This window comes from Streptosporangium sp. NPDC049046 (assembly GCF_040649155.1).
Lineage (GTDB): Bacteria > Actinomycetota > Actinomycetes > Streptosporangiales > Streptosporangiaceae > Streptosporangium.
Genome location: NZ_JBEZEZ010000030.1, coordinates 93,119 through 103,170 on the forward strand (window position 1 = coordinate 93,119; position 10,052 = coordinate 103,170).

10 protein-coding genes and 1 tRNA gene are annotated in these 10,052 nt (G+C 69.9%); 6 read left to right on the plus strand and 5 right to left on the minus strand.

Features of this window, described 5'->3' with window-relative positions:
• Position 1 precedes the first annotated feature (1 nt).
• On the minus strand, positions 2-1,339 hold the full coding sequence (locus AB0B96_RS32925; protein ID WP_362905060.1) for a glycosyltransferase: 1,338 nt from the start codon (positions 1,337-1,339) through the stop codon (positions 2-4).
• Between the two features lie 94 nt (positions 1,340-1,433).
• Here AB0B96_RS32925 and AB0B96_RS32930 point away from each other — a divergent pair, with 94 nt between their 5' ends.
• Positions 1,434-1,679 (plus strand): BON domain-containing protein, encoded by a 246-nt coding sequence (locus AB0B96_RS32930; RefSeq protein ID WP_362905062.1) that lies wholly within the window; start codon positions 1,434-1,436, stop codon positions 1,677-1,679.
• The gene (locus AB0B96_RS32935) at positions 1,676-2,389 is read left to right on the plus strand and encodes a metallophosphoesterase (RefSeq protein WP_362905064.1); all 714 of its coding nucleotides are present in this window, start codon (positions 1,676-1,678) and stop codon (positions 2,387-2,389) included. Before AB0B96_RS32930 ends, AB0B96_RS32935 begins: the two co-directional genes overlap by 4 nt.
• Before the next feature lie 469 nt (positions 2,390-2,858).
• On the opposite strand, the gene AB0B96_RS32940 is transcribed toward AB0B96_RS32935, so the two are convergent.
• Both AB0B96_RS32940 and AB0B96_RS32945 read right to left on the minus strand, forming a co-directional pair.
• Positions 2,859-3,008, minus strand: a complete 150-nt coding sequence (locus AB0B96_RS32940; protein ID WP_184719841.1) for a GPGG-motif small membrane protein — start codon at positions 3,006-3,008, stop codon at positions 2,859-2,861.
• Positions 3,009-3,030: 22 nt separating this feature from the next.
• Complete coding sequence (locus AB0B96_RS32945; RefSeq protein ID WP_362905066.1) at positions 3,031-3,543, minus strand: DUF6328 family protein; 513 nt, start codon at positions 3,541-3,543, stop codon at positions 3,031-3,033.
• Positions 3,544-3,609: 66 nt separating this feature from the next.
• On the opposite strand from AB0B96_RS32945, the gene AB0B96_RS32950 reads away from it, so the two are divergent.
• Positions 3,610-4,209 (plus strand): hypothetical protein, encoded by a 600-nt coding sequence (locus AB0B96_RS32950; RefSeq protein ID WP_362905068.1) that lies wholly within the window; start codon positions 3,610-3,612, stop codon positions 4,207-4,209.
• A gap of 150 nt (positions 4,210-4,359) precedes the next feature.
• On the opposite strand, the gene AB0B96_RS32955 is transcribed toward AB0B96_RS32950, so the two are convergent.
• Entirely contained in the window at positions 4,360-4,728 is a 369-nt protein-coding gene (locus tag AB0B96_RS32955; protein WP_362905070.1) for a PRC-barrel domain containing protein, read from the minus strand.
• A 280-nt stretch (positions 4,729-5,008) separates the two neighbouring features.
• Here AB0B96_RS32955 and AB0B96_RS32960 point away from each other — a divergent pair.
• Positions 5,009-5,082, plus strand: a tRNA-Lys gene (locus tag AB0B96_RS32960).
• A 145-nt stretch (positions 5,083-5,227) separates the two neighbouring features.
• The gene (locus AB0B96_RS32965; protein WP_362905072.1) at positions 5,228-5,830 is read left to right on the plus strand and encodes a DUF998 domain-containing protein; all 603 of its coding nucleotides are present in this window, start codon (positions 5,228-5,230) and stop codon (positions 5,828-5,830) included.
• Positions 5,831-5,876: 46 nt separating this feature from the next.
• Here AB0B96_RS32965 and AB0B96_RS32970 read toward each other — a convergent pair whose 3' ends face one another.
• Positions 5,877-6,740: a hypothetical protein gene (locus AB0B96_RS32970; protein WP_362905074.1), complete on the minus strand. Its 864-nt coding sequence runs from the start codon at positions 6,738-6,740 to the stop codon at positions 5,877-5,879.
• Positions 6,741-7,065: 325 nt separating this feature from the next.
• Here AB0B96_RS32970 and AB0B96_RS32975 point away from each other — a divergent pair, with 325 nt between their 5' ends.
• Complete coding sequence (locus tag AB0B96_RS32975) at positions 7,066-9,936, plus strand: BTAD domain-containing putative transcriptional regulator (protein WP_362905076.1); 2,871 nt, start codon at positions 7,066-7,068, stop codon at positions 9,934-9,936.
• Positions 9,937-10,052 lie beyond the last annotated feature (116 nt).

Below are 10,052 nucleotides of genomic sequence, written 5' to 3' on the forward strand. Positions count from 1 at the left end.
GTCAGGCGGCTCCGGGACACGGTTGGGCGCCGTGTGCGCGTTCCACCCGCCGTACGGGGGCGGGGACGCCACGGGAGGCCGGGAGGTGGTGGGGTGTCGGGACGGGGGAGGCCGGGACGCGGGAGGAGAGCACCTCCGCGTACACGGCGGACGTCTGGGCGGCGATCCGGTTCCAGTCGTAGCGGGACCGTGCCCGCGCGACGGCCGCGGCGCCGTAGGCCGCCAGCACGGACGGCGCGGCGAGCAGCCGGCGCAGCGCGTCGCCCAGCGCGTACGGCTCGCGCGGTGGGACCAGCAGACCGGTGACCTCGGGCACGACGGTGTCCAGGTGCCCGCCCACCGCGGACGCGACCACCGGGACACCGCAGGCCATCGCCTCCAGCGGCACGATGCCGAACGGCTCGTACCACGGCATGGTGACCACGACGTCCGCCGAACGCATCAGGGTGGGGACGTCCTGCCTGCTCACCTTGCCGAGGAACCTCACGCGGTCGGCGACGCCGCACCTGGTGGCCAGGCGGGAGAGCCGCCTCGCCTCCGGGTCGTCGACATCGCCTCCGGCGACGACCAGGGTGGCGCCGGGGATGCGGGCGAGGGCGTGAATCGTCGTGTCCACGCCCTTGCGGCGTACGGGACGGCCGATGGCGAGCAGGACGGGCCCAGGCCCGAGGTCCCTCTTCGGTCCGGAAGGGGTGAAGGAACGCACGTCGACGCCGCAGGGTACGATCCTCGTCCGGCGCCGGGGGATGTGCATCCGGCGCAGTTCCGCCACCTCGTCGGCGCAGGTCGCGACCACCGCGTCCACCTGGGAGGCGACCATGGCCTCGACCCTGAGACGCTCGCGCGGGCTGGAGTCGGCCGGTCCCTGGTGGCGGCGCTTGACCGTGCCGAGGGCGTGGAACGTGTGCACGATGGGGACGGCGGCGTCCCTCGCCGCGGCGAGGGCGGCGAGGCCGCTCATCCAGAAGTGGCTGTGGACCATGTCGGGGGGCGCGGCGCTCCACCGCCTGGCGAGCCACCGGCCGAAGTCCGGCATCCAGGGGAGCAGATCGTCCTTGGCCAGGGTCATCGCGGGTCCGGCCGGTACGTGGACCACGGTGACCCCGGGGGCCAGGGAGGTCTCGTCGGGTTGGGAGGGGCACTCCCTGCGGGTGTAGACGGTCACCTCGTGCCCGCGGGCGGCGAGCGCGAGGGAGAGGGCGGCTACGTGGACGTTCTGGCCCCCGGCGTCGGCTCCGCCGACGGTGGCCAGGGGGCTCGCATGCTCTGACACCATCGCGATCTTCATGGACACGTCTCCACCGGATGTACGGGGCAGGCGTGCCTGCGTCTTGGGCATGGGGTTCTACCCTGCCCTGACCGGGGGTTTTAAACGTGTTTGACCTTGGGATTCGCGGGAAGGCGATGAGTTTCCGACGGAAAGGAGTTCGGCGATGGAGGCTCCCCAGTACGTCGCGGCGCGCGTGCAGCGCGCGCTCGCCGAGGACGAGAGGACCACGGAACTCGGCATCCGGGTGGACATTCGAGGTGATCAGCTCTACCTGCGAGGTCAGGTGATCGGCGCCGAGCGCCGCGAGCTGATCGCGGAGGTGGCGGGTGAGGCGGCTCCCGAGCTGGAGGTCCACAACGAGATCGACGTCGTGGACGTACGGGAGCCGATGGGGGAGGAGAGACTGTGACGGACGTGCGGATCGCGGCGGTCGGGGACGTACACCTGGACGAGAGCCGTAGGGGGAGCTACCGCGAGCGGCTTCACGACATCGGGGAGAAGGCCGATGTCCTGCTGCTCGCCGGGGATCTGACCCGGCACGGCACCATGGACGAGGCGCGGGTGGTGGCGGACGAGTTCCGCGACCTGCCGATCCCGGTGGTGGCGGTGCTCGGCAACCACGACCACCACTCCGACCAGCCCGCCGAGATCGCCGCCCTGCTGCGCGACACCGGGATCGAGGTGCTGCACGACGACGCGACGGTGCTCGACATCGACGGCGTGCGGCTCGGCGTGGTCGGCGGCAAGGGTTTCGGCGGGGGGTACGCGGGCAAGTGCGCCAGCGACTTCGGCGAGCCGGAGATCAAGGCGTTCGTCGGGCACACCAGGCGGATCGCCGACCGCTGGCGGGTCGCGCTGAAGGAGCTGCAGGCCGACCGCAGGGTCGTGTTGTCCCACTACTCGCCGGTCAAGGACACCCTCGCCGGGGAGCCGCTGGAGATCTATCCGTTCCTCGGCAGCTACCTGCTGGCCGAGGCGGCCGACGCCGAGGGCGCCGACCTGATCATCCACGGTCACGCCCACTCGGGTACCGAGAAGGGCGTGACGCCGGGAGGCATCAGGGTGCGCAATGTGGCGCTGCCGGTGCTGGGCCGGGCGTACGGCGTGTATCTCCTCTGACGGGGGCCTCGCGTTCGGGTGTCGAATGACGCGAATACCCGCTGATGTCTCAGCGGGTATCTCGGATTTTCCGGCCCAGGAAGAAGCGGGCCTGTCCCTGTCCGGGAAGAGGTGGACATATCCCGGTCCGGGAAGAGGCGGGCCGGTATCCCGGACAGCCGGAGAAGACCGGTATTCAAGACAACCGGCGACGATCGGTATCCCGGACAACCGGGCAAGAAGAAGCGGGCCGGGTATACCCGGCCCGCGAGGCTTCTTATGGGAGTTCGGGGCGCTTACATTCTTGCGAAGTGTTCTCGCGGGTGTGAAACCCGCTTGGAGAAAATGGTGCCGGCCTCAGGGCCGCACCGGACGGCGTACGGACATCGGACCGTACGGGATCGGCGTGCGGGTCGGGTGGCCCGCACCTGGGCGGTGTGCGAGCCGCCGGCTCGCACCGATCTGTGCTGTCGCGAGCGCGAGGCTCGCGTCACACATTGAAGATGCTCACACCCCCGGGGCCGACGAGGAAGCCGAGGACGATCAGGACGATCCCCCAGAGCAGGTCGCGACGGGCCAGGATGACGTAGATCCCGGAGATGACGAGGACGACTGCGATGATCCAAAGCAAAGTAGCCATAACCGGCCTCTGCCCTCACAATTCACTGCTTAACATCTTCCTCATCCTTGGTTCTGTACAGATCAACCAGCGGCTGGACGAACCACAGCCAGGCGCTCAGCAGCGCCACGACCCCGGCGAACAACGCCGCGGGCCAGGCGTTGAGCACCGTCTCGGCGACCAGTGCGACCGTGCTCGTCATCGCGACCGCGAGTCCGGCGGCCCCCGCGATGCCAAGGGTGTTGGCGCGGTGCAGCATCTTCTCCTTCAGGTTGCTCCTGAACAGGAGGCGGTGCTGGGCGGCCGGGGTGATGAAGCAGACGGACGCGACGCCCGCGCTCAACAGGGCGATGAAGAACAGTATGTGCCCCAGGTCGTCCAATTTTTCGAAGCCCGCCGCGAATGGCAGGCTGAAGAGAAAGGCGAAAAGCACCTGCACGCCGGTGACGGCGACGCGCAGGCCCTGTAACAACTCGCCGAGTTCGCGGTCGACCCGCTCCTTGTGTGTCTCTCCGGGCGCTGATTGTTCTTTTTGCGAGGGTTCGGGGTGAATCATGCGCATCGTTTACCCAAGGAAAGGTTTGGCATGCCTACCTGGGGGGTTACGGGGTACGCGTGGGTTATGGGAAGCCACAGTCACGAGGTCACCGACGCGATCCTGGAAACGCTGAAGCGGGCGAGCAGCGGTTTGAAGGACGCGGACGTCAGGTTCGCGCTCGCCGGAGGTTGCGCGGCCTACGCCCGCGGAGCCGCCCCCTCGCTCCATGACGTCGATTTCGTCCTTCCCCAGGAGGACGTGCCGCTCGCGCTCGAGGCGCTGGGCAAGCTGGGATTCGAGACCTCCAGGCAGCCGCCGGAGGACTGGCTGGTCAAGGCCTTCGACGAGGGCAGGCTGGTGGATCTGATCTTCTCGATCTGCGACCACCCGGTCACGCCCGAGTTGCTGAAGCGCGCGGAGCCGATGAAGGCCTCGGCGGTGATCCTGCCCGTCCTGGAGGCCACCGACCTGGTCATCTCGTGGCTGCTGCCGCTCTCCGAGCACAGTTGCGACTACGGCTCGCTGCTGCCGCAGGTGCGTGCCCTGCGCGAGCAGGTCGACTGGAACCGCGTCGCCGCCGTCGTGCGGGACTCCCCCTACGCCTCCACCTTTCTCATCCTCCTTCAGCGCCTCGATGTCATTCCCGGTCCCGTCGACTCCTCGGGCGACCCGACCTGGCCCTGAGACGGCCTCACCTGCGACCCGCACCCGTGCCCGAGACGACCTGGCCTTCCAAGACGTGGCCGTTCTCAGGACGACATGAAGAGGGGGCCCACCATCTGGTGGGCCCCCTCTTCATGTCGTCTCGCCCGGTGTCCCGGGATCGGAGGACGCTCAGACGGTGCCGGGTCCGCCGAAGGGGAAGCGGCCGTAGTACTCGCCGACCCGGTCGCGGTACGCGGGCTCTTTGAAGTTCGCCTCGTCGAACTCTGGGGCGTCCTTGATCTCCTGCTTGGTGCGCGCGACGTAGACCTTCTTCTCCTGCGGGTCGATCTGCGTCACCGTGCTCGCGGGCAGGAGGACCTTCTTGCCGAAGATCCAGGGGCCCGTGTCGACGACGAGGTAGCTCTCGCCGACCTCGTAGGTCGCCTCGTCGACGGAGCCGATCTTCCCGTCGGTGGCTTCGACGTGGTACCCGGCGACGTCGAGCGTCTTGTCCTGGGTGTGCACGTCGGCTCGATAGTTCCAGATCTCAGGCTGCATGACTGAATGTCTCCCTTGATGTGATACCTCGGGCTCCGGATCCCGTACCCGAGAGAGAAGTCCTAAACGGCATTTGCCCAAGTCAGCCGGTACGGAACACTGTTCGCTCCGCCCTCGGCACCAGGTCGTCGCGGGATTTCGCCCCGCCCGGCTCGGGGTGAAGTTTTCCGGTCGGCGCCCTCGATGGGCATATGTCAGCTCATCTCCAGACCTCCGGATGGGCATATATCCGATCATGTACGGACCACGGCGCCGGGTCCGGTAGGCTTGTCAACGTCAAGCGCCGCTAGCTCAGTTGGTTAGAGCAGCTGACTCTTAATCAGCGGGTCCGGGGTTCGAGTCCCTGGCGGCGCACCCAAGGAAACCCCAGCTCGCACGTCGAGCTGGGGTTTCCTGGTTTTCGAGAGGCCGAGACCGCCGAAGCGCCGGCGTCGAGCCGTGGTCGGCCGGTTCGCGGTAGGACCTTACCGATGGCGTGCGAGACAACGGAGGACGTCAAGTGGCATACGTCATCGGCGCGAGCGGTGCCCTGTTTTTCGTGCTGGTCTTTCTGGTCGACGGACTGACCCGCCCCGGTTACTCGCCGGTACGCCACCCGGTCAGCGCCCTTGCCCTCGGCGCCCGCGGGTGGATCCAGATCTCGAACTTCGTCGTCTCCGGCGCCGCGATCACCGTCGGCGGCGTCGCGATCGCCACCGCGGGGCGGCAACCGCTGCTGGGCGGGATGTTGGCGATCTTCGGGCTGGGTCTTGTGGCATCGGGCTTCAGGATGGACCCGATGCGGGGCTATCCGCCGGGTACGCCGGAGGGTGATCCGGCGGACGTCACCGTCTCCCACAGACTGCACGACTACGCCGGAGCCGTCGTGTTCTTCTCGCTGCCCGTCACGGCGGCGGTGGCGGCGTTCGTCCTGCCGGAGGTGGCGTGGAAGGTTCTTTCCGCCGTCGCCGCGGCCGCCCTGATGGCCGCCTCCTACGCGTTCGGCAAAGCCTGGGAGCGTGACTCGCCGAGGACCGGACTCATCCAGCGGGCGTTCATCGTCCCGGGATGGCTCTGGGTCGCGGCGGTGTTCCTGCGCTTCGGCTCGCAGAACGCGCTCTGACGCCTCGATCCGGACGCCGGGACGCCGGGTGCGCCGACGCCGGGGGTCAGGCTCGCGGGCCCACGGTCTCCCTGATGCCGCGACGGCGCCACAGCAGTCCGGAGACGGCGCCGAAGGTGACCAGGGAGCCGGTGAGCACGAGTGCCCGTCCGTCGGGGCCGCTCTCACCGCCGCCTCCGGTCTCCGCTCCTCCGGCCGGTGTCTCGGAGATCTCGCCGTCCGTGTCCTGCGGGGTCTCGCCCGTCTCGGCGTCGTCGTCCGACGTGGTCTCGTCGGAGGGCTGCGTGGTGGTGTCCGTCGGGTCGGGGTCGGCTCCCTGACCGCCCGCCGTGATGGTGAGGGGGTAGGTCGTGAGGGTGTCCCTGTTCTTCGGCTCGCACTCGATCGACGTCTGGCCGGGCGCCGTCCCGAAGTTGATGGCGCCGGGCTTCACCGTCGCGGTGCCCGGACTGTTCGACGTGGTGGCGAGGGAGACCGGGGTCGTCGGCAGCTGAATGGTCTGACCCGCGCCGGTCGAGTCGAGGGTTCCCACCCCGGTGGCGGAGGTGAGCCCGGAAAGCCCGCTGATGGAGACGTACGCGTACAGCTTGGTGCCCGCGGGCAGTCCCGCGGTGGGTGCCGTCAGCGCGGTGCCGGTGTAGGTGCCGCTCCAGCCGATCGTGAACTGCCGGCCCGTGGTGGCGTCGGTCGGTATCGTCAGCTCGACGTTGATCGAGGTGGTCTGCTTCCCGGTCACGCCGCTGGTGGTGCACTCGTACTCCACCATGCCCACCGTGCTCACTGTGCCCGCCGTGCCCGCAGCGACGACCGAGCCCCGCTCCGCCGGGGGAACGGAGGCGTGCGCCGGTTGCCAGAGGAGGGTCAGGCCACAGACCAGGGCGGCGGCTGAGAGAACCGAGCGGACGCGCACATCGCCTCCTGCGTACGACAGATAGGGCTTAAGGGAGACGGGGGGCAAAGGTGATCGGTTGCCAGCAATGCCACTAATGGCCTGATCCGGACAGCTGTAACTCCTATAGCGGACACGTCCATCCGGCAGCGGATCGACGGTGTTTCCCCGGCAAAGGTCGATGTGCTGCCATACGATGCTTCATCGTGATGAATCGGGGCGAGTTGCCACGGTGCGGCACAGCGGAACGAAACGGCCCCGAGCCGACCGGGCGACGCCCCGGCGCGGGAGAACGGCATCGGTTCCACGGCACCGTTCGAGAACAAAGGAAAGACGGCGCTGTCGGATGAGTGATCCCGGGCTGCGGTTCTCGATCCTGGGACCGGTACGCGTCTGGCGCGACGGCGCGGAGGTGGAGATCGGTTCTCCCCAGCAGCGGCTGGTCCTCGCCGTCCTCCTCCTGGCCGAGGGCAGGGCCGTCGGCCACGACCACCTGCTCGACGCCGTCTGGGGCGAGGAGCGTCCCCGCGCCGCGATGAGCACGTTGCGCACGTACGTCTCGCGTCTGCGCTCCGCCCTCGGCGCCGAGGCGATCATCTCGATCGGCAGCGGATACGCCCTCGCGGCAGGGGCCTGCGACCTGGTCACGATGGAGAGGCTCGCCAACGAGGGGAGATACGGCGAGGCCCTGGCGCTCTGGCGAGGAGAGCCGCTCGCCGGGCTGGAGGGAGGCTACGCCGAGGGGCAGCGGGCGCGGCTCGGGGAGCGGCGGCTCGCCGTGCTGGAGCGCAGGCTCGCCCAGGAGGTCGATGAGGGCGGGCACGCCGAGGTCGTCGCCGAGCTGACCGCGCTCTGCGGGGAACATCCGACCAGGGAGCGGTTCTGCGGGCTGCTGATGCTGGCGCTGTACCGCGCGGGAAGGCAGGCCGAGGCGATAGGCGTGTTCACCGACACCAGGAAACTGCTCGCCGATGACCTCGGCATTGATCCCTCGCCCGAACTGGCGGAGCTCTACCAGCGGATCATCACCGCGGACCCCACCCTCGGCCAGGCGAGGACGACGAGCCCGGTCCCCAGGCAGGTGCCCCGCCAGCTCCCCGCCGACACCGCCGACTTCACCGGCAGGGAGCCCGAGATCGACGAGATGGTGGCCGCCCTGAGGTCGGGGCACATCTCGGCACTCGCGATCTCGGCCGTGTCGGGCGCCGGAGGCATGGGCAAGACCACCCTCGCCGTCCACGTGGCCCACCGGCTCGCGCCGGACTATCCCGACGGTCAGCTCTTCGTGAACCTCGGGGGCTCCGGGACACGGCCGCTCACGCCGGAGACCGTGCTCGCCCGGTTCCTGCGCTCCCTCGGGGCGGAGGTCCCGCCCGACTCCGAGGAGCCGGGCGAGCGGGCGGCCATGTACCGCTCCACCCTGGCGGACCGGCGGATACTCGTCGTGCTGGACAACGCCGCGAACGCCGCGCAGGTACGGCCGCTGCTCCCCGGCGCCGCCGGGTGCGCGGTGATGGTGACGAGCCGCGCGAAGATGATCGGGCTGTCCGGCGTACGCCAGGTCGACCTGAGCGTGATGTCCCACGACGAGGCGACGGCGCTGCTCGCCACGATCGTGGGGGAGGCACGGGTGGCCGCCGAGCGTGAGGCCGCGGCGGACCTGATCGGGGCGTGCGGGCACCTTCCCCTCGCGATCAGGATCGTGGCCGCACGGCTCGCGGCGCGGCCCGCCTGGAGTGTGGCCAGGATGCGCGACCGGATGGCCGACGAGCGCCGGCGCCTCGCCGAACTGCGCGTGGACGACCTGGCCGTCGAGGCGACGTTCGCCCTCGGCTACGACCAGCTCGACGCCGCGCACGCGTCGGCGTTCCGGCTGCTCGCCGTCCCCGACGCGTCCGACTTCTCACTGGGCTCGGCGGCGGCCGTACTCGGTCTGGACGAGCAGGACGCGGAGGAGGTGTGCGAGGCGCTGGTGGACGTGAGCATGCTGGAGTCGCCCTCTCCCTGCCGCTATCGCTACCACGACCTTCTCAAGATCTTCGCCCGGTCACGACCGGACGACGAGGACGTGCGGCGAGCCGCGCTGGACAGGCTGCTCGGCCACTACCTCGCGGGCATGACCGCGGCCCACCACCTCACCTATCCGGGCGCCCCGGTGTCCGACCCGGGCCGACCGGCCGGTGCGGGACCGTCCTTCGCGGACGAGGAGGCCGCGGTGACCTGGGCCGAGGACGAGGAACAGGGGGTGATCAGCTGCGTACACCAGATCGCCCAGGAGCGGGGAAGCGCCCTCTCCGACGCGATACGGCTGCTCGACATGGCGGCCGACGTACTGGAGACCGACGTGACCCCCGAGCGCTACGAGCGGGCGGCCGGAGCCCTCGTCGAGGCGGCGGCGGCCCGCGGGGAACGTCGCGCCGAGGCGCACGCCCGGTGCGTGCGCGGAGGGTTCTGGGTGAACCGGTGGCTCCTCGACGCGGCGACCGAGGACTGCGTCGCCGCGAGGGACCTCAGCCTCGCCGAGGGCGACCGGGCACGGTACGCGGACAGCCTCAACCTGCTGGCCACGGTCCTGTCCCGTCGCGGATCGACGACCGAGGCGATCGCGCTGTACGCCGACGCGGTCGAGATCTGGCGCGGGCTCGGCGACCGAAGCGGTGAGGCGGCCGGCCTGGGCGACATGGCGCTCGCCCTCGCGTCGGTCGACAGGATCGACGAGGCGGTGGAGGTGGTGGAACTGGCCGACCGCACCGTCCGCGAGTCGGGCGGCGGGACGGATCCCGACGTCATGTACCGGTCGGCCGTCGTGCTGTGCGACGCCGGGCGTCCCGAGGAGGCGCTCCTTCGGCTCAGGAAGACGCGCAAGGCGTATCGGAGGCTCAAGCAGCGCGTCCGTGAGGGGGCGACCCTGCTGCGGATGGCCGAGACCCACCTCGCCCTGGGGCAACCGGAGCGCGCCGTCGACTGTGCCGAGGACTCGCTGGGCCTCATGGCGGAGGCGGGCGACGAATGGATCCAGGGCAAGGCGCTCGTCGCGCTCGGCGAGGCGTTCTCCCGGCTCGGCCGGCCGGGAAGGGGAGTGGCCTGCCTGACCGAGGCGCTGGAGATCTTCGTGCGGCGGGACATGCCGGAGGCCGACGAGGTACGGGCACTGCTCGACCGGGACGAGGACTCGCGATGGGACACCGAGCGGAAAGAGACCACCCTGACCCGCTGAGCGGGCACCGTGTTCGGCCGGAAACCGTCGGTGGCCGCTGGCATCATTAGGCGTGTGGAACCGCACTACTACGCACGCGTCGTCGCGGTGGGGGGCAAGTGGGGCCCCCCCTGGGT

Coding starts and splice junctions, on each gene's coding strand:
- AB0B96_RS32925 (WP_362905060.1), bottom strand. CDS start 1,339: ATGCCCAAGACGCAGGCACGCCTGCCCCGTACATCCGGTGGAGACGTG.
- AB0B96_RS32930 (WP_362905062.1), top strand. CDS start 1,434: ATGGAGGCTCCCCAGTACGTCGCGGCGCGCGTGCAGCGCGCGCTCGCC.
- AB0B96_RS32940 (WP_184719841.1), bottom strand. CDS start 3,008: ATGGCTACTTTGCTTTGGATCATCGCAGTCGTCCTCGTCATCTCCGGG.
- AB0B96_RS32945 (WP_362905066.1), bottom strand. CDS start 3,543: ATGATTCACCCCGAACCCTCGCAAAAAGAACAATCAGCGCCCGGAGAG.
- AB0B96_RS32950 (WP_362905068.1), top strand. CDS start 3,610: ATGGGAAGCCACAGTCACGAGGTCACCGACGCGATCCTGGAAACGCTG.
- AB0B96_RS32955 (WP_362905070.1), bottom strand. CDS start 4,728: ATGCAGCCTGAGATCTGGAACTATCGAGCCGACGTGCACACCCAGGAC.
- AB0B96_RS32975 (WP_362905076.1), top strand. CDS start 7,066: ATGAGTGATCCCGGGCTGCGGTTCTCGATCCTGGGACCGGTACGCGTC.